General features: G+C 43.5%; 18 protein-coding genes, 1 pseudogene and 1 riboswitch. Of the genes and pseudogenes, 7 read left to right on the top strand and 12 right to left on the bottom strand.

Features of this window, described 5'->3' with window-relative positions; genetic code table 11:
• Nucleotides 1-37 precede the first annotated feature (37 nt).
• Nucleotides 38-144, bottom strand: a riboswitch (SAM riboswitch).
• Between the two features lie 284 nt (nucleotides 145-428).
• Nucleotides 429-1163, bottom strand: coding sequence for a phosphatase PAP2 family protein (locus tag V1498_RS08705; protein ID WP_409298290.1), 735 nt, complete (start codon nucleotides 1161-1163; stop codon nucleotides 429-431).
• A 169-nt stretch (nucleotides 1164-1332) separates the two neighbouring features.
• Nucleotides 1333-2175, bottom strand: coding sequence for a Ku protein (locus V1498_RS08700; RefSeq protein WP_409298289.1), 843 nt, complete (start codon nucleotides 2173-2175; stop codon nucleotides 1333-1335).
• A 172-nt stretch (nucleotides 2176-2347) separates the two neighbouring features.
• On the opposite strand from V1498_RS08700, the gene ligD reads away from it, so the two are divergent.
• Nucleotides 2348-4183 (top strand): DNA ligase D, encoded by a 1836-nt coding sequence (gene ligD / locus V1498_RS08695; RefSeq protein WP_409299226.1) that lies wholly within the window; start codon nucleotides 2348-2350, stop codon nucleotides 4181-4183.
• Nucleotides 4184-4224: 41 nt separating this feature from the next.
• On the opposite strand, the gene dapF is transcribed toward ligD, so the two are convergent.
• Nucleotides 4225-5208 (bottom strand): diaminopimelate epimerase, encoded by a 984-nt coding sequence (gene dapF, locus V1498_RS08690; protein WP_409298287.1) that lies wholly within the window; start codon nucleotides 5206-5208, stop codon nucleotides 4225-4227.
• A gap of 108 nt (nucleotides 5209-5316) precedes the next feature.
• Here dapF and V1498_RS08685 point away from each other — a divergent pair, with 108 nt between their 5' ends.
• Entirely contained in the window at nucleotides 5317-5607 is a 291-nt protein-coding gene (locus tag V1498_RS08685) for a hypothetical protein (RefSeq protein WP_409298285.1), read from the top strand.
• Nucleotides 5608-5609: 2 nt separating this feature from the next.
• Here the strand turns inward: V1498_RS08685 and V1498_RS08680 are convergent, their stop codons facing one another.
• Together V1498_RS08680 and V1498_RS08675 are read right to left on the bottom strand one after the other, a co-directional pair.
• Nucleotides 5610-6170, bottom strand: coding sequence for a beta-class carbonic anhydrase (locus V1498_RS08680; RefSeq protein WP_409298283.1), 561 nt, complete (start codon nucleotides 6168-6170; stop codon nucleotides 5610-5612).
• A gap of 73 nt (nucleotides 6171-6243) precedes the next feature.
• Nucleotides 6244-7041, bottom strand: coding sequence for a hypothetical protein (locus tag V1498_RS08675; RefSeq protein ID WP_409298281.1), 798 nt, complete (start codon nucleotides 7039-7041; stop codon nucleotides 6244-6246).
• Nucleotides 7042-8125: 1084 nt separating this feature from the next.
• Between V1498_RS08675 and V1498_RS08670 the strand changes: the two genes are divergently transcribed.
• Both V1498_RS08670 and V1498_RS08665 read left to right on the top strand, forming a co-directional pair.
• On the top strand, nucleotides 8126-9262 hold the full coding sequence (locus tag V1498_RS08670; RefSeq protein WP_409298279.1) for an amidohydrolase: 1137 nt from the start codon (nucleotides 8126-8128) through the stop codon (nucleotides 9260-9262).
• 300 nt (nucleotides 9263-9562) lie between these two features.
• Nucleotides 9563-10126: a GNAT family N-acetyltransferase gene (locus tag V1498_RS08665; protein ID WP_409298277.1), complete on the top strand. Its 564-nt coding sequence runs from the start codon at nucleotides 9563-9565 to the stop codon at nucleotides 10124-10126.
• A 53-nt stretch (nucleotides 10127-10179) separates the two neighbouring features.
• Here V1498_RS08665 and V1498_RS08660 read toward each other — a convergent pair whose 3' ends face one another.
• Nucleotides 10180-10329, bottom strand: a complete 150-nt coding sequence (locus V1498_RS08660) for a YflJ family protein (RefSeq protein WP_409298275.1) — start codon at nucleotides 10327-10329, stop codon at nucleotides 10180-10182.
• A gap of 81 nt (nucleotides 10330-10410) precedes the next feature.
• Nucleotides 10411-11478: an undecaprenyldiphospho-muramoylpentapeptide beta-N-acetylglucosaminyltransferase gene (locus tag V1498_RS08655; RefSeq protein WP_409298273.1), complete on the bottom strand. Its 1068-nt coding sequence runs from the start codon at nucleotides 11476-11478 to the stop codon at nucleotides 10411-10413.
• 108 nt (nucleotides 11479-11586) lie between these two features.
• On the opposite strand from V1498_RS08655, the gene V1498_RS08650 reads away from it, so the two are divergent.
• Together V1498_RS08650 and V1498_RS08645 are read left to right on the top strand one after the other, a co-directional pair.
• Nucleotides 11587-12948: an MATE family efflux transporter gene (locus tag V1498_RS08650; protein WP_409298271.1), complete on the top strand. Its 1362-nt coding sequence runs from the start codon at nucleotides 11587-11589 to the stop codon at nucleotides 12946-12948.
• A gap of 275 nt (nucleotides 12949-13223) precedes the next feature.
• Entirely contained in the window at nucleotides 13224-13703 is a 480-nt protein-coding gene (locus tag V1498_RS08645) for an Hsp20/alpha crystallin family protein (protein ID WP_409298269.1), read from the top strand.
• Between the two features lie 49 nt (nucleotides 13704-13752).
• Here V1498_RS08645 and V1498_RS08640 read toward each other — a convergent pair whose 3' ends face one another.
• A complete protein-coding gene (locus V1498_RS08640) occupies nucleotides 13753-14433 on the bottom strand; it encodes a CAP domain-containing protein (protein WP_409298267.1) in 681 nt (226 codons plus the stop codon).
• A gap of 332 nt (nucleotides 14434-14765) precedes the next feature.
• Entirely contained in the window at nucleotides 14766-15041 is a 276-nt protein-coding gene (locus tag V1498_RS08635; protein ID WP_409298265.1) for a hypothetical protein, read from the bottom strand.
• Between the two features lie 539 nt (nucleotides 15042-15580).
• Here V1498_RS08635 and V1498_RS08630 point away from each other — a divergent pair.
• Nucleotides 15581-15826, top strand: a complete 246-nt coding sequence (locus V1498_RS08630) for a DNA alkylation repair protein (protein WP_409298263.1) — start codon at nucleotides 15581-15583, stop codon at nucleotides 15824-15826.
• Between the two features lie 12 nt (nucleotides 15827-15838).
• Here the strand turns inward: V1498_RS08630 and V1498_RS08625 are convergent, their stop codons facing one another.
• From V1498_RS08625 to V1498_RS08615, 3 genes and pseudogenes are all read right to left on the bottom strand, one after another.
• Complete coding sequence (locus tag V1498_RS08625) at nucleotides 15839-16195, bottom strand: MarR family winged helix-turn-helix transcriptional regulator (RefSeq protein WP_409298261.1); 357 nt, start codon at nucleotides 16193-16195, stop codon at nucleotides 15839-15841.
• A gap of 176 nt (nucleotides 16196-16371) precedes the next feature.
• Nucleotides 16372-16548, bottom strand: a pseudogene (locus tag V1498_RS08620) (hypothetical protein); the annotation flags it as partial.
• Nucleotides 16549-16726: 178 nt separating this feature from the next.
• Complete coding sequence (locus V1498_RS08615; protein WP_409298259.1) at nucleotides 16727-17359, bottom strand: type 1 glutamine amidotransferase family protein; 633 nt, start codon at nucleotides 17357-17359, stop codon at nucleotides 16727-16729.
• Between the last annotated feature and the right edge of the window lie 58 nt (nucleotides 17360-17417).

The raw sequence follows: 17417 nt of genomic DNA, 5'->3' as shown, positions 1-17417 counted from the left end.
GTCCTCCGAAGAAGAACGCTAACTTAGTATCAGCTTTCTCTCATCGGCTAAATAAACCAATTTACTGGCATTGGCACCGTTCAAGTTCTGCTTGATGGTTGCCGGGCTTCATCGGGCCAGTCCCTCCGCCGCTCTGGATAAGAGTCCATATTCAATTCATGCCTTGTCGTAGATAATAACTCTTCATACCGCCGTTGTCAATATTTTTTAAATAGTTAGACAGGCACTCGTTTTGCCCGATCTTAACCGATATCAACTGGTCCTAAGAGGTATAAGACCAAAAGCGAGCTGTGGTGGAGTGAAATTGGTCTTAAGAGAATCCTAATGGCCAACAAGTGCCTGCTGTGAAGGGAAAAGTGTCTTAAAAAGTTTCTTATGACCAAAAAGCATCTGCTGTGAAGGAAAAATAGTCTTAATACGAGTGCGCTTCATTCTGCTCCTGAATTTTTTTTAATTTGATAGGCACCGGTCTCCGTTTTAGGTTTTCTGCCCCGCTTGATTTCCTGGCGGTATTCATAGTATTTGAGACCGACGGCGCATACTGTCAGCCATACTCCTCCTGCTGCAAAGCCTGCAAGCACATCACTTGGATAATGGACCCCGAGGTAGACCCTGCTGATTCCAATGAACAGGATTACAAGGCCGAGCAATGCAGCTCCAATCCATTTATGCAGGCGGCTGTGAAGCATTTTTACCAATATGACCGCAATTGAACCATAAAAAATAAAGGATCCCATGGAATGGCCGCTCGGAAAGCTGAATCCGTGTTCCTGAATCAATGGCAGGAAACTCGGCCTGTCCCTCCTGAATAAAAGCTTCAGATAGTAGTTGAATAACGCGCCGATGCCCGATGAGATCACCAGGTAAACAGCATAGCGGGGGTATTTTTTAAAAATCAGGACCGCACCTGCCACCAAAACAGCGGCACTCAGGAATGCAACAGAACCGAAAAAGGTCAGAACTTCCATGACGGCTGTCAGCCTGTCGGATATATTCCCCTGAATGAAGCTGATAAATCCCTGGTCAAAACGATCCAGCTCCTGCTCCCTCAATTCCTCGCTCAATTCCAAAAATACGGTCGAGCAGCCCAGGAGCATAAAGGAGGCAAAAAAGAAATAAAGAATATTGGCTTTTGTTAATAAAGATTTTTTATGTTCGTTCATTATGTCAACCCCTGCATGTTTTAGCTTTAAACCATATCTTCATATACCTTTAACATGCCACTCCTTAAACGTAAACTTTAGGGTCCGCTGCTTTGTAAAAAAAGGAATGCTCTAAATATGAGCATCCCGTCCACACTGCCGTTTGCAGAACAACAATAAGCAGCTATACTTAAGCTTTTTTCTTTTCCTTTGAAGCAGCAGCACGCTTCTTCCGGGGAGCAGCCTTTTTCGCTCCTCCTCCTTTTGTTTTGTCAATGGAAGCCTGCAGGGCAGCCATCAGGTCCATCACATTGGATTCAGGCACATCCCTTTCTTTTGGGGTGACTGTTTTACCGGTTTTCTTGCTCTCAATCAGCTCCATCAGTGCTGAACGATAGTCGTCATGATATTTTCCCGGTTCAAATTCAGTAGTCAGCTGATCGATGAGCATGATGGCCGTGTCCAGCTCTTTCTTCGTTATATTTTCTTCGGCCGGTACATTCGGTACATCATTGGCTGCCCGCACTTCATCCGGGAAGTAAATGGTTTCCATAAGCAGTGTATTTTCAAATACCCTTACGACGGCCAGCTGTTCTTTTGACCTGATGATAATTTTGGCGATGCCGACCTTCTGTGATTCCTGGAGCGCCTTTCTAAGCAATGTATAAGCTTTTCCTCCGCCATCTCCTGGTGACAGATAGTAACTTCGCAAGAAATAAATGGGATCTATTTCTTCCATTTTAACAAAATCAACAATTTCCACGGCTTTTGTTTCATTGGCCTTCTTGAGTTTTTCCAGTTCCTCATCTTCAATGACTACAAACTTCCCCTTTGTATATTCATAGGCCTTAACGAGGTCATCCTTGCCCACTTCTTTTTCGCAGACCGGGCAGACTTTTTCATATTTGATGGGTGTATGGCACTCCTTATGGAGTGTACGTAAGGATATATCTTTATCTTCTGTGGCTGAATGAAGCCTGATTGGTATATTTACAAGGCCGAAGCTGATGCTTCCCTTCCAGATAGTGTGCATTCTTTTCACCTGCATGTATTTTTCCTTATTATTATCCTGGCAGCCCGAAAGCATGACAGACAGATCTTGGAATGATTTTTTTTGAATGGGACGTTCAGAATAAATACATATAAAAGGAACTGCCAGAAAAGAAAGAGACCATTATTTAAAGAAGGTGATCGGATTGAAACCTATGCTGCTGACGCAAGCGTCCGAGCCTCCTGCAGCCGGGCCTTGGTTTTATGAGGTGAAATATGATGGCTTCCGGGCGTTATTGGATATTGAAGCTGAAAACAGCAGATTGACCAGCAGAAATGGAAAGCCGCTTCTCCCCCAATTCCCTGAGATTGAGCGGTTCATTCAGGAAAATATGAATGTACTGCAGCCCTTCCTTCCTTTGACACTGGATGCTGAACTCGTTTGGCTGGAAAACCCGCTTAAAGCTGATTTTGAAAGCATCCAGCTGCGCGGCAGGATACGCACAAAAGACAAAATTGAAAACCGCTCCCTTGTATCCCCTTGCAGGCTCATGGCTTTTGATGTTCTTAAAGAAGCCGGTAAAGACCTTTCCTCCGTCCCTTTTACACAGCGGAAAGAAAGGCTCCGACATTTATTCGGGACATTGGGTTGGCCAATGTCACCTGATCCGTTGAGCAGACAATTGATTCAATATGTGCCAGCCGCAGCCCAGCCGCAGGAAATCTGGGACAAAATTATCCTCCATGACGGGGAAGGCATGATCGCAAAGCACGGAGACAGCCGGTACCTCCCGGGGAAACGAAGCTCCCAGTGGCTTAAGATAAAAAATAAAAAGACGGCTTTCTGTTTTATCCTGGCTTATCATAAAACGAGCGGCTATTTCAGGCTGGGATTATACAGAGGACACGAAATCATTTCCATCGGCATCGTGAAGGACGGTTTTACCAAAGAGGAGAGGCAGACACTGGCTTCCATCGTTAAGAATAACTGCATGAAAGAAGACAAAGAATTTTATTATATCGAACCATCCATATGTATAGCGGTGAAATATCTGCACTTATATGAAAAGGAGCTGCGGGAGCCCCACTTTGATTCATTTCTTTTAAATAAACCGCCTGAAGATTGCACTTGGGAGGATTTTATCCGGCAGTCCTATCACTTTCCTGAAAAGATAAAAGTATCAAATCCAGAAAAGCTGCTGTGGGACAGTCCTGCCCTCACTTACTCCAAGCAGGAGCTGCTCGGCTATCTTAAGGCTGTCTCCTCCTGGTTTCTTTCATTCAGCAATCATAAACCTTTGACTGTCATCCGTTACCCCGATGGAATATGGGAGGAGAGGTTTTTCCAAAAGCACTGTCCTGATTATGCTCCCGATTTCATCAAGACCTTCAAGGAAGGCAGTATTGAATATATCATCTGCGATAAGCTAGAGACCCTGCTCTGGCTTGGCAATATGGCTTCAATTGAATTCCACCTGCCCTTTCAGGAAGCAGGAAAGAAAATGCCTGAAGACCTTGTCCTGGATCTCGACCCGTCTTCTCCAGAGCAGCTGCCGCTGGCGGTCAAGGCAGCTGCGGAAATTAAACGGATTCTGGACACCCTGAAGCTGACCGCCTTTATAAAAACATCCGGCAACCGGGGCCTGCAGCTGCATATTCCGCTGCAAAGGGATTCATACACCTATAAAGATACCAGGCTGTTTACTGATTTTCTTGGAAGGCTGCTGACAGACCTCCATCCTGAAGAATTCACGGTCGAAAGGATGAAAAAACAAAGAGAAAACAGACTCTATCTTGACTTTGTGCAGCATGCCCCCGGTAAGACAATCATCGCTCCTTATTCTCCCCGTGCAAATAATTTCGGCGGTGTGGCAGCTCCTTTATACTGGGATGAAGTAGGGGAAAATCTTGAAATCGAGCACTACACCGTTAAAACTGTCCCTGAAAGGCTTCGGAGGGAAGGATGCCCTTTCAGGGGATATGAGGAAGCAAGAGAAGGACAGCCTTTCGAGCAAATCGTCCAGTTCTTAAAATCAGGTGGAAAGCTATAAAACAGGAGGCTGCGCTAAAAATCAGGCAGCCTCCTTTTTCATTAATTAAAAGCTGCCAGATAGTCACTCACTTCATCCTGCAGTTTCAGATATAATTCCTTTTCATTACGGTATTCTTCTTTGTCCTCCAGTCTGAAGGCAGTAATATCAGCATCATCGAGGACAATGGATGCCTTATATTCGTAACTGCCATTTCCGATCAAGTCTATTTTCATATTGCCGTCATTCTCATGGACCACACATTTTACTTTTCCGCCATTATTATAAACGGTGATTTCTCTGCCCGGCTCGTTTCCGGCATGCAGGCAGGTTACGAGGCTCGATGCAGACATTGCAGTTCCGCATGCATTTGTGAAGCCTACTCCCCGCTCAAATGTCCGTACAAAGATCGCATTCTTTTCAAGCGTCCGGACAAAGCTGACATTCACACCATCCGGAAACAGATCATTCGGCTTATTAACTTGAACCGCCATCGTTTCTTGTATGCCTGAAGCAAGGATATCCCTGTCCACGATCGCTATGAGATGGGGATTTGGAACAGCCACTGCGGTAAAATATAGATCCTCAGAAAGCTGCGGAATCTTTTCATTGAGAAGCACTTCTTTTTCGAGCTTAAGCGGCAGGTCATCCAATTGAAAAGAAACCGGGGAAATCTCCACCCTGAAAGTAGGAATTCCAGTGTAAATGTCTTCCGTCTTCTCCACTTCCAAATCTGCTTTCATCGTCTCGATGACCAGTTTCTCACTACCCAGTTTTTCACAGGCATACCGTGCGACACAGCGCAGTCCATTACCGCACATTGACGCCTCAGAACCATCTGAATTAAAGATTCTCATACGTGCATCGCAATGCTGGCTTTCCTGCACGAATAGAATGCCATCTGCTCCGGCAGCGCTGTCCCTGCTGCACAGGGTGATTGCAAGTTCCGCCCTCTCACTGTCTGTAAATGGAAGTGCAGCGTCCATTTCATCTATAAGTATAAAATCATTTCCCGAACCATGGCATTTGATCATTTCAATCTTCATTTATCACATCTCCCTAAGAATCACTTTATCTAATCATATTGATTTACTATCCTCTCAGTTAAATACTATTATAAAAGAAAACACTCCCTTAGAAAAGGAAGCGCCGCTATGAAAGTTTATTCTACCTGGAAGAATTCTACCTATCTGTTTCACTTCTTTGTCGACTCTGTTACCATCCTTGATTCATCCGATCAAGAAAAAGTGGCCTTGGTGGACACTGGGATTTTCACAAAGGAAAAAGAACTTTTATGGGAAGGTTCGATCTCTGTGAAACTGAATTCCTTTGGCATCTATCCTTTGCCTGAAGACATCAGCAAAATCCCGCTGCCCCAATCCATCTTAAGGATGCTGATCATTGAATTAAGAAGATACATCAAGCCTCAGAAGCAATTTTTATGACTTTATTTATACCCATCTACAACTAAATCGAGCCTGCCGGTGGCGGGATCAATTACCAGCCCATGGACCGGTATGCCGTCTGGAATCAAGGGATGGTTCTTAATGATGGAAACGCTGTGGGCCACATTCTCGGAAACGTCCGTGAATCCTTCAAGCCATTTGTGAAGATCAATTCCGGAATGTTTCAATGTATTCAGTGTTTCCTTTGTAATGCCTCTCTCCTGCATCTTGGCAAGCGTCTTAACCGGATCCATGCCAGACATGCCGCAATCGTGGTGGCCGACGACGATAATCTCATCCGCCCCTAGTTCATAAACAGCCACAATCATTGAGCGGACTATCGAACCGAACGGATGGGCGATGACCGCTCCGGCATTCTTGATGATTTTTACATCTCCGTTCTTAAAGTTAAGTGCCCGGGGAAGGAGCTCCACAAGCCGCGTATCCATGCAGCTTAAGATTACGACTTTCTTATCGGGAAATTTATCGGTCTTAAATTCCTCGTATTCCTTTTTTTCCACAAAACTTTCATTATGTACCAAAATATCATGTAATAGCGACATAGTTACCTACCTCTGTTTATTATTTTTAGGAATTATACCAATAAATCAGAATTAATAGTAGCAGAATGAATTATCAGTTATTCCTGCCGTTACAGATGAGCGCACAAATCCCTATAACGGCTGCCCTTTCATCATCATCGGCTAATTCTGAAAAGTGGATGACCGGTGTATTTATTTTTTTAAATCGTTCCTGCCAGGGGACGGGTAGATATCCTTTTTGCATGGAGCCGATTCCAGCCCCTTTCCCATCCTTCGCTTTAAATCCCCCCTGCCCGGCACCGAAGGAGACGGCCATCATCGGAACATCCAAAGGGTCGAAGACAGTGCCGCGGATCTTCAGCATCGATTGTTTTTGTTCTTCTTTGTATAATCCTGTTATTTCGCCATTCCTATTCCTGATTTCCATGGTTTGTGAAAAAAAGCCTTTGACAGTGTAGGCATACAGATTTCTTCCTTCACTGTCAATCAAGCAGTAATTCTTCTTGAGTAAATCAGTCATAAAACCAGGCACCAGCCATAGCCCGCTCTTCATATTGCAGTCCCTGAGCTCCCCCGCCGCACTGCCATCAGAGGAGAACAGCAGCAGCCTTAAGGTTGGTGCCGGCAGAAAAGAGAAAAGCAGATAGCTTTCTGACAGCGGGTTACGTGAAGCAGTTTCAGATATGGAATCTCTGCCCCTGCCAGCCTGGATTGTATACTTTATAAAGAAAAAGCAGCTAAGCGCTATGAACGGTCCAACCGCAATCAAAATATGGAGATAAATGAAACCGGCCGCATGCAGGCAGCTGAACAAAATTCCGAGTATCAACGAAGCCCACGAAGCACAGAGCTCTGCCCTTGCAGCTTCACGGTAATAATGCTGAATGTTCATTTGCAGGCTCCTTTTTATAAAGGCTCTTTTCTCAAAAAATGTGTCTATAACGAGAGTTCATAAAGGTAATGAAAGTATTTAACTGCCGGTGTATCGCAGGATGCGGGACTCCTGATTCTGCTGCGAATCTTCCAGCCCTTGAATTATAAGTTTTCAGGAGAAAAACAGGCTCGGTGCCATACCAGTGGAAACGGAGTGCCCGCATCGGAATTTTCTTTATTTCGAGAACACTCCTTATAAATATCTCTATTTTTATAAATATAGTAGATTCCAGATGGAATTATGAGTGAAAAGTGGTGGTCTTTGTACAGAGGGATGTGGAGGAATTATAAAAAAGGACAAAAAAAGATGACCAATAAATCAATAAGGATTTAGAGGCCACCTGCTAACTTTTCATATAGCTACATATCCTTCATGCTTTTTCCGCTTTGACAACCCGCTTACCGCCTTTAGTATGAACATCTTATCCTGTGTTGAAAGCATTCTCCAGCTTCCTGCTTTGATTACCATATCCAAACACTCCTTTACTAAACTTAGAATTTATAACGACCCGAGCAGTAAAATTCTGTCTTATTAGTATGTAACCCTTTTATACCGCCTTTTCCCATAATTGAAACAACAAAAATTCCTACAAATTTCTCATCACCCCCTCCCCAATGCAATGAATGCCGTCATTCCTTGGCCGGCGAAGGGACTGTCTGTCGATAAAGTTCAGGTTTTGAAATGCGGCTGGCCGCCCGATGAGCTGCTCCTTTTTCTTTCCCCTTTTGTCCTAAGGAATCAAGGATTTATTCTGGTACACCCCGCGTTTAAAGCACAGGTTTATTCGAATTCATACATGAATATAAATGACTCAGGATGAATTTTTCTGTCATTTTCATATTAAGGTTTATCCTTTTATTTATGTCCCGGGCGAGACCGAATGGCAGGACTTTATCTCAAGATAAAAGCAGGTTTCATTTTCCCTATGGATGTTTTCATATAGAGCTGCAAAAAAGTCCTGACTTTAATCAAAGGCTGAAGGCGATCCTGACATCCTCCGCACAAGGAGTCTTTGAACTCATTTTAAGAAGGGATTGAGGCAATGAACAGGCTGTTATTGAAAAACGCATATATTTATCCCGTCACAAGTTCTCCTATAAAAGGTGCAGAAGTACTGATTGAGAATGGAAAAATCAAGGAAGTTGGCTATAATCTTGAGGCTTTGCATTCCGGAACCTCCCTGCCTAGCATTGACTGCCGGCATGGCTATTTATTCCCTGGCTTTATTGATGTTCATACCCATCTTGGATTATATGATGAGGGTACTGGCTGGGCCGGGAATGATGCGAATGAAACCATTGAAGCCCTGACTCCCCATATCAGGGCCATCGATGGTGTGTACCCTTTTGATCAGGCATTTTCAGATGCTGTAAAATACGGAATCACGGCTGCCCATGTTATGCCTGGAAGCTCGAATGTTATCGGAGGTACCACTTCTGTGATTAAAACGTACGGGAAAAGTATCAGCTCCATGATTATTAAGGAGATGGCGGGCCTTAAAATTGCTTTGGGTGAAAATCCAAAAAGAACTCACAGCAATTCGAATAAAGATTCAATTACCAGAATGGGGATCATGGGAATGCTGAGGGAAACATTTCACTCCGCAAAAAATTCCGGCAATCCTGACTCTGTAAGGATGGCTCCGCTTATAAAAGCATTGAACCGGGAGCTCCCTGTCCGGATCCATGCCCATCGTGCTGATGATATTCTTTCCGCAGTCCGCCTTGCAGAAGAGTTTGATCTGGACCTCCGGATTGAGCATTGCACGGAAGGCCATCTGATAGCCGAGGAGCTGGCTCCCCTTGGCTTAAAGGTATCAGTGGGGCCAACTTTGACGCGGAGGTCAAAGGTCGAGCTGAAGAATAAGAGCTGGGAAACCTATAAGATTTTGTCCCGGCATGGGCTGGAAGTTTCCATCACAACCGATCATCCTTACACGCCGATTCAATACCTGAATGTCTGTGCTGCCATTGCTGTCAGGGAAGGCCTCCCGGAACAGAATGCAATTGAGGGCATTACCATCAACCCCGCCCGCAATCTCGGTCTGTCCGGGAGAATCGGGAGCATAGAGGCTGGAAAGGATGCAGATCTTGTCCTTTGGACCCGCCACCCTTTTCATTTCCAGGCAGTCCCGCTCTTCACCATGATTGACGGTTCTATCATCTATAAAAAAACGTAGAATTTTGGCGAAAAAAATGATAAATTTACCTATTTCCTTTTATTCATTTTTTTAGTATTATACGTTCGTATGGTATATTTATTTATCATATAAATGACATTTACATGTTCAAACCGCAGCACCTTTTCGCCTGAATCGGGGCTGCAGCACTAGGGAAGGCAAATGGTGAGCCATCGGTACATCCGGTTCTAGTGGGTTCGATTCCCACCCCGAAATTTTTTAATGCTGAATTTGTTGAAAAATTTCGAGGGTGGGCTCTTTGGAGTGAAATCTGCCCTCAAGACACGGAGGGATTATTTAATGTTGAAGAAAAGAGAATTATCAGATTGCCATGCTCTTTATGAATTAATGACCCATCCGGATGTTTTCCCGTTTGTACGCCAGAAAGTTCAATCTTACGAAGAATATTTGTTTGTAACAAAACAGACGATCGAAGCTGAGGAACGCGGCGAGCTTATATCCAGGACCATCACGGATGAATGGGGCAACCCAATCGGCACCATTTCCCTATTTGACATCGAAGAGAATGCTGGATTCCTGGGCACCTGGCTTGGGAAGGAATTTCACGGAAAGGGCTATAATCAGGCGGCTAAGGAAGCCTTCTTTAATGAGGTATTTTATGACTTGTCCATCAATCATATTTTCCTTCGCATCCGGAAAGTCAATCAGCGCTCTGTGAATGCAGCAAAAAAGCTGCCATATGCCATCGCAGCCAATGATACGAGAAAAGTTCTTTATGAAAAATTAAATGGGCAAGAGCCTATTTTCGACTTATATGAAATACCGAAGGATCTATACACCTTTCACATGCTACGGGTGGAGAATCAGACAGAAGATCCAGATCAGCAGCTTCTCGAGGCTTAAAGCTTGTAATTGACATAAAAAGGAACAGTGCATAACACACTGTTCCTTTTTATTTATCTATCCTCATTCCCCAGTTCTGCATAAAGGTTCCTAAGCACATGGATTCTGTATAGTTCAAGTTTCCTCCGCTCAACAGGATGCTTGGATATACCTGCTGCCTTCAGCTGCTGAATGAACCACCCTTTGGAGTATTTATAAGCCATTCGTCTCCCCCTCACCCTCTATAGGATTAGCTTATGAAAGAGGGTGGGTGTGCATGACTATTTTCGGACTAAGCGTTTTCCTCACAACAAACCTGTCAGCAGGCGGTACATCTCATCTGTCCTGGTGAAATGCCTGCCAGTCTGCATGTTCTCTTCCATCGCTTCTTTGTTCTTATAAAGGTCTGCAATGGTCTGCAGGAAATTTTCCTTCGTCAGCTCTTCCTCCTGAATGGTCCGGCAATACCCGGCCTTTTCAAAGCTGGCAGCGTTGATGATCTGGTCGCCCCTTGATTGTGATTTTGACAGGGGAATTAGTAGCATCGGCTTTTGCAATGCCAGGAATTCAAAAATGGAGTTGGAGCCGGCACGGGAAACGACCAGGCTTGCTGAAGCTGCCATATCAAATAGCCCTTCATGAACAAATTCGAATGGAGCATATCCCTCCTGTATCAAGTCCTCCCTGACATTTCCCTTTCCGCAGAAATGAATAACCTGAAACGTTTTGAGGAGTTCCGGCAGGCTTTGTTCCACAGCCTGGTTGATGCTCCTTGCTCCGAGACTACCGCCCATAATGGCAAGGACTGGCTTTTTATCTGTAAAGCCGCATCGCGCCAATCCCTTTTCCTTATTCCCTGTAAATACCCCATCTCGAAGAACGGCTCCGGCGTGGATTGTTTTCTTTCCTCTAAGATAGCTGCTTGTTTCCTCAAAAGTGGTGAAGACTGCCCGGGAGAACGGGAAAGACATACGGTTGGCGAGACCGGGAGTGTAATCTGATTCATGGATGACGGCCGGGATTTTTAGAAGACGCCCTCCCAGGACCACCGGAACAGAAACGAACCCGCCTTTAGAGAAAATCAGATCGGGCTTCAGCCTCCTAAGAATTCTGCTTGAGTGAATAATGCCTCCAAGTATCATAAATGGGTCCTTAAAATTCTGCCAGGAAAAATAGCGGCGCAGCTTGCCGGCAGGCACACTATAATAAGCAATTTCCGGAAAATTCTCCTCAATGATTTCCCTCTCTATTCCTTTGCGGGATCCAATATAGACGACATCCCATCCATTTCTTATAAATACAGGGATAAGGGCGGCATTTACTGACACATGTCCCGCGGATCCCCCGCCTGTAAATACAATTCGTTTTTTCATGATCCTGCCCCTTGTAGTTTTTATGTATACTTCCATTTTATCGCAAAGCCATCATGTTTTGTGCTATAATTCTTTTCATTATTGAATTTAGCGAACCAGAGGTAAATTATGCAAAAGACACAGACAAATAAAGAAAAACTAAAGCAGTTTTTCCAAATCCTGCTGCCAATTCTTTTAACACAGCTCGGGATTTTCTCAATGACTTTTTTTGATACAATGATGTCCGGCAATGCCGGGCCTTCTGATCTTGCCGGTGTTGCAATCGGCAGCTCCCTCTGGACTCCTATATTCACCGGGCTGAGCGGAATATTGCTTGCGGTTACACCGATTGTCGCCCAGCAGATAGGCGGGGGGAAGCACAGGGAAGTAAGCTTTTCGGTTACACAGGGAATTTATTTGTCCTTTTTCATGGCACTGGTTGTCATTGTAATCGGATCATTCGCTCTCGGGCCAGTACTTGACGCCATGAAATTGGCACCGGAAGTCAGGGAAATTGCCCATGGCTTTTTAAAAGCTTTATCCTTCGGCATGGTGCCGCTTTTTGTCTATAATGCTTTACGGGCTTATATAGATGCCCTCGGTGAAACAAAGGTTTCTATGTTTATCACCCTGCTCTCCCTGCCAATCAACATCTTTTTGAATTATGTGCTGATATTCGGGAATCTGGGATTCCCAAGACTTGGGGGAATAGGGGCAGGCTATGCGTCTGCCGCCACATACTGGGCTTTGACCCTTATTGCTCTTTATGTCATTTATTCAAAAGAACCATTCATCCGCTTCAGGGTACTCCGGGTATTTTACAACATTTCACTGAAGGAATGGCTTTCCATCCTGAAAATTGGCGTACCCATCGGTTTTTCGATTTTCTTTGAAACGAGCATCTTTTCAGCTGTCACCCTATTAATGAGCAATTACAGCACTGTGGTCATAGCTTCACATCAAGCGGCACTGAATTTTGCCTCGTTCCTGTACATGATTCCTCTCAGCATCTCGATGAGCCTCACCATTGTCGTGGGTTTTGAAGCAGGTGCCAAGCGGATACGCGATGCCGTTAAATATGCTTATATCGGCATAAGCATGGCTGTCTGCCTTGCCTTTCTCTGCGGCTTTGTGCTGTTTGCCTTAAGAGAACAGATTGCCGGGCTATATACGAATGATCCCGAAGTATTGAAAATGACTTCCTCATTCCTTATTTTCGCTCTTTTCTTTCAGCTCTCCGATGCCTTACAAGCTCCCATTCAGGGTGCTCTCAGGGGTTATAAGGATGTGAATGTGACGCTTGTCATGTCACTGGTCTCCTACTGGGTCATCGGGCTGCCAACCGGCTATCTTTTTGCGGCGCACACAAGCCTTGGTGCCTTCGGTTATTGGATAGGGTTGATTACTGGCCTTGCTGCCGGCGCTGTCACACTGTCCTTCAGACTCATTTCCGTCCAGCGCCGGAAACAAGATGAGTGGCAAAAAGGATAATCAATGAAAACTAGGACGTAAAGTCCTCTTTTTTTTGCTCAGATTGCAGTTTTTTATGGAATCGTGAGGAAATATTATGATTAAACAAAATTAATTGGTGGGGTGTCTCCAGCGGAATTCAATTTCTTGTTCAAACTCCACCATGGATGCGATAAGAAAAAAAAGCGTCTAAAAACAAAATTATGGCAGATAAATAACGATTATCTTCCGGCTGCATACTATAATAGCGGATAACCAACTGTTTTATGTTGGATACTTGAAAGGAGAAGTTAGGAATGTTTCCATGGAATATGCTTTTCCCTTTCAATAAACAGGCTGGTGAGATGCTTAAGAATATGCAGTCTAAAGATATGGATCCTCTCATGGGAAATTTTTTCTCTCAATTTGCAGCTCATGCAGAGAAGATGTTTGCTGGGCAGGATTCTGCACCTGACTTCAACTTCAGGGCGAGCGGAGGGCAGGGCAAACAAGCAGCATCTGACTCTTCCGCTTCTGTTTTTGAGACTCATGATAACGTGTATGTGAGAATTCCAATAAAGGAATCAGCTCCATTAGATAAGCTGAAGATTTTCCACACCTCCAACCAGCTGATTCTCGAGGGCCTTCCCGGATCCGAGGACAGGAGGACTGTGACTCTGCCTTCACTGGTTAAAAAGAAAGGGGCCCAAGCCGTATATAAGGAAGGAATTCTGGAAGTGAAAATACCTAAGAACGAGGATATGCAATACTCCGAAATAAATGTTTCCAAAGAATAAAAAAAGGACTAAGCAAAAAATCACTTAGTCCTTTTAATAAACATATATCTTATTTAGAGATGAATTGTTGTGTCCAGTAATGTCCATCTTCTACATAGCCGACACCGATATGAGTGTAGCCGCTGTTAAGGATGTTGGCGCGGTGGCCTGAGCTGTTCATCCATGCTTTTACAACTTCTTCAGGAGTAGGCTGTCCTTGTGCAATGTTTTCTCCTGCTGATTTATAGCTGATTCCAAATTTCTTCATCATGTCAAATGGAGATCCATAAGTTGGGCTGTTATGGTCGAAATACTTGTTATCATGCATATCCTGAGATTTAGTACGGGCCACTTTGCTGAGGTCTGTATCAACTTTCAGCGCTGCCAGGCCTTGTTTTGAACGCTCTGCATTTGTCAGCTCGACAACTTTTTGTTCAAAAGCGCTAAGTTCGTTAGCAGTCTGGGCTGGTGCTGGTGCTGCTTTTTCAGCTGGTGCTGGTGCTGCTTTTGGTGCTGGTGCTGCTTTTTTTGCTGGTGCTTGACCTGTGAAGCAGTCATTAGCCGGCATTTGAACTTTTTGATATTTTGTCAGGTTTTCATTCACATATTTTGTGAGGTCCTGATAGCTATTAAACTGCATGACAGTCGGTTTTGAGTAATTAATAGTAGAAGCGTCAGCTTGAGTTGCTGCTGCCCCTGAAATTGAGATTGCCGCAGCTGCTGCGATTGATAATAAGAATTTCTGTTTCATTCTATTATTTCCCCCTATTTCGTTTTTTGTGTTTGTCTTGCCTGCAAAAACATCATAACATAGGATTTTCGTAATATTTCAGGCACAGTTTACCAATAACCTTCTCCATGATCCTCACGATGACTTCAGAAGAAAAAATACAAAAAAAACCCTTTGCCAGAAAGGGTTAGAGAGCGCTGTCTAATTTTGGCGCGTTTTATAGATTTATCTTTTTATGGTTAGGCTTAGCCGGAATTCCAGCACCTGCTAAGAAAGAGGCTATTGACAGTTTTTCAGCACACCGGTTTTTGTAATCTATATTACATAAATGTTACAAAGGTTAACGGTATAATTCAAAGAAGCTCCTTATATACCTTCGTATAAACTCCTAATAAAGAACCTTTCTCAGCGAGCGAGAGCTGTGATTCAGACAGGCGCACTAAACTGCTGACAAATTTCTCTTCTTTCTTCTTTCTTATCCTGGGATGGGAATTTTCATCCAAAAGCTCCCTTTTGATCAACTCAAGCAACATTTCCTCTTGATTTGTTACAGGCGCCTGGCCCGCTGCCCGGTTTTTCCAGATAGAAAGATAACTATTTAAAAGTTCTTCATATGTATGTTCCGCCATGTCGTTCCTCCTCTTGACTGGAATAAGCGATTTAAACTTGCCCATACTATAAAAAAATTCTTTTTAAAAAGATCATTGTTTTTAATAAGATTTGTAAGGAGATTGTATTATTTTACAAAGTTGATTGGAGCGGATGGTGCGAGACTCCCTGATCCAGCTGCAAGGCTTTCGAACCTCGAGCCATAAGCTAAGCCCTATGGGAAGATAGATCACTTCCCATAGCCGGCCCGACTTATCTTGGCTAACGCATAAGTGCGACTGAGCTTCTGTCGCAGCAACCGCTCGCCAGCCAGCAAGTCTTCTTTATCTTGTCTCTGCCTGCCATGTTAGTGGTATTTGAGCTATAACTAAGTTTTATTTGGCAGGCACCGCTTCCGCTTTTCAATGCGGGAGCTGCGGGACAGGTGAGACACCGCAGGCAAAGCCGAGGAGACTCACCGCCCGCCCCGCGCAGGTAGAGTGCCTGCAGCGGAAATCCACTCTCTTGTTCAAATGCAACATAGTATGCGAAAAAACTTAAACAAAATGGAGGTATAGTAATGGAACAGCCCCTGAGATGTCCTAAGTGTAAAACAAACCGCTCCCGATTTAATTTTATTGAACAGATGCCAGCATATAAAAAGGTGGATTCCGTTACGGGCCGCGTATTAGAGGAATATGCCAGTGAAAGCCTCGACCCTTTTCATTTCCGTTACAACGGACCTAAATACAGGATCCAGTGCGGTACATGCGGGACCGTTGGGGACGAATCGACTTTCGCCGCTTTCGGGGCGATGGACAGATAGTACCATCCATTTTTATAGCAGCTTCCTATAAAGGTCTGTAAATTGCGTGAGTTCTTCTTCTGAAAGCACGCCAAACTTTTCTGTAAAATATTCTGAACGTTTTTTTGCCAATTCGAGATATAGCGCTTCTCCTTCATCGGTGAGCGCTATTTTAACGATTCTTCGATCCTGGTCAGTCCTCTTTCTTGTAATATAGCCTTTCTTGACCAGGATATCTGTTACATTTGTTATATGGCTTGCAGATACCTTCAGATCCTGGGAAATGGCAGAAGCCTTTTGAGGACCAGCTATGTATAAAAATCTTAATACTGCAAACTCATTGCCATTGATCGCATTTCCATAAATGAGCTGCAATTCATTGCGGATCATTCTATAAAAAGTCCTATGATAATTTATCAGTTCATTTATCTTTTCTTTTCTCAAATGGAATCTGTCCTTTCAGGATAAAAACGGGTTCTTCCTTATAGTTTAACAAAAAAATAACCCGGCAAGTAGCCGGGAATGTTAATAAATCGTGAAATACCACTTAAAATGATAGGTTATTCTTTATCTTTTCCGTGGTTTTTCACATAATCCTTTGCATTATCAATGGCAATGGGTATGGCACGGCCTTCTTCATATCCTTCTTCAAGCATGGCATTCGCAATTTCTATGGCTTTTTCCCTGACTGGCTTATCCAGATTTTTCATCGAGGCAGGATAGTCACTTTTTGTCCATGGCATAGTATTTTCCCCCTTTGGGTGATCTTATACAGACTATATTCCCCCAACAAAGTCGTTTTAAAACGGTTAATAGTGGCAGCGTCAGGAAGATAGAGATTTATAACGGTAAGGAGATTCCAAATTTAAAAGCCCAACTTCTCTACAAATCAAAATAGAGAAATTGAGCTTTTCAGTTACTTCATTTATTTATTGAATTCATTAACTGGAAGAAGTATTCAGGTTTATGAGTCTTATTTAGGTTATACCATGAATGTAGGGCATCTGGTGTAAATACATCTATTTTTCTCAGTACCTCCATTGCAAATTCCAGAGGAGCTACTCCTGATGCAGTAACTAAATTCGCATCAGATACAACAGATCCCACCTCATAGAACTTTTCCCCTTTATAGTTAGGACATACCATTTTAGTATATTCTAAATTATTACTTGTATGCTTTCTAGTATCTAAGTACCCCATACCCGCTAGTCCCTCAGTTGCACCACAAATTGCAGCAACAATAGTGCCAAGCTTTAAAGCTTGGCCAATTCTTTCCAGGACAGGCTGATGAATTTCTTCACTCCAAGTTGTCCCTCCTGGTAAAATTAAAAGATCTTTACTCTCAAGAGTACATTCATCAAGGGAAATATCTGGTTTTATGCTCAGTCCTCCCATAGTAGTAATCATTTCTTTATTAGCTCCTACTGTAATTACTTTTAAAGGTGCTAAATCTTTTTTGAAATATCTTCCTGAGTTTAGTTCAGCAATTAAATATCCATATTCCCAGTCCGACATTGTATTAAATACATATAGAAAAACTTTTTTTGTTTGCATCCAATAACACTCCCAATCACAATTTATATAGCAATTATAAGATAACTTCCCTGACAGT

Origin of the sequence: Paraperibacillus marinus, assembly GCF_046237605.1 — a bacterium.
GTDB lineage: Bacteria > Bacillota > Bacilli > Bacillales > DSM-1321 > Paraperibacillus > Paraperibacillus marinus.
This window is presented reverse-complemented; position numbering and strand designations above follow the sequence as displayed.

What these genes read in the sequence shown, in the direction of transcription:
- V1498_RS08705 (WP_409298290.1), bottom strand. Translation starts at nt 1,163, where the DNA reads ATGAACGAACATAAAAAATCTTTATTAACAAAAGCCAATATTCTTTAT.
- V1498_RS08700 (WP_409298289.1), bottom strand. Translation starts at nt 2,175, where the DNA reads ATGCACACTATCTGGAAGGGAAGCATCAGCTTCGGCCTTGTAAATATA.
- ligD (WP_409299226.1), top strand. Translation starts at nt 2,348, where the DNA reads ATGCTGCTGACGCAAGCGTCCGAGCCTCCTGCAGCCGGGCCTTGGTTT.
- dapF (WP_409298287.1), bottom strand. Translation starts at nt 5,208, where the DNA reads ATGAAGATTGAAATGATCAAATGCCATGGTTCGGGAAATGATTTTATA.
- V1498_RS08685 (WP_409298285.1), top strand. Translation starts at nt 5,317, where the DNA reads ATGAAAGTTTATTCTACCTGGAAGAATTCTACCTATCTGTTTCACTTC.
- V1498_RS08680 (WP_409298283.1), bottom strand. Translation starts at nt 6,170, where the DNA reads ATGTCGCTATTACATGATATTTTGGTACATAATGAAAGTTTTGTGGAA.
- V1498_RS08675 (WP_409298281.1), bottom strand. Translation starts at nt 7,041, where the DNA reads ATGAACATTCAGCATTATTACCGTGAAGCTGCAAGGGCAGAGCTCTGT.
- V1498_RS08670 (WP_409298279.1), top strand. Translation starts at nt 8,126, where the DNA reads ATGAACAGGCTGTTATTGAAAAACGCATATATTTATCCCGTCACAAGT.
- V1498_RS08665 (WP_409298277.1), top strand. Translation starts at nt 9,563, where the DNA reads ATGTTGAAGAAAAGAGAATTATCAGATTGCCATGCTCTTTATGAATTA.
- V1498_RS08660 (WP_409298275.1), bottom strand. Translation starts at nt 10,329, where the DNA reads ATGGCTTATAAATACTCCAAAGGGTGGTTCATTCAGCAGCTGAAGGCA.
- V1498_RS08655 (WP_409298273.1), bottom strand. Translation starts at nt 11,478, where the DNA reads ATGAAAAAACGAATTGTATTTACAGGCGGGGGATCCGCGGGACATGTG.
- V1498_RS08650 (WP_409298271.1), top strand. Translation starts at nt 11,587, where the DNA reads ATGCAAAAGACACAGACAAATAAAGAAAAACTAAAGCAGTTTTTCCAA.
- V1498_RS08645 (WP_409298269.1), top strand. Translation starts at nt 13,224, where the DNA reads ATGTTTCCATGGAATATGCTTTTCCCTTTCAATAAACAGGCTGGTGAG.
- V1498_RS08640 (WP_409298267.1), bottom strand. Translation starts at nt 14,433, where the DNA reads ATGAAACAGAAATTCTTATTATCAATCGCAGCAGCTGCGGCAATCTCA.
- V1498_RS08635 (WP_409298265.1), bottom strand. Translation starts at nt 15,041, where the DNA reads ATGGCGGAACATACATATGAAGAACTTTTAAATAGTTATCTTTCTATC.
- V1498_RS08630 (WP_409298263.1), top strand. Translation starts at nt 15,581, where the DNA reads ATGGAACAGCCCCTGAGATGTCCTAAGTGTAAAACAAACCGCTCCCGA.
- V1498_RS08625 (WP_409298261.1), bottom strand. Translation starts at nt 16,195, where the DNA reads ATGATCCGCAATGAATTGCAGCTCATTTATGGAAATGCGATCAATGGC.
- V1498_RS08615 (WP_409298259.1), bottom strand. Translation starts at nt 17,359, where the DNA reads ATGCAAACAAAAAAAGTTTTTCTATATGTATTTAATACAATGTCGGAC.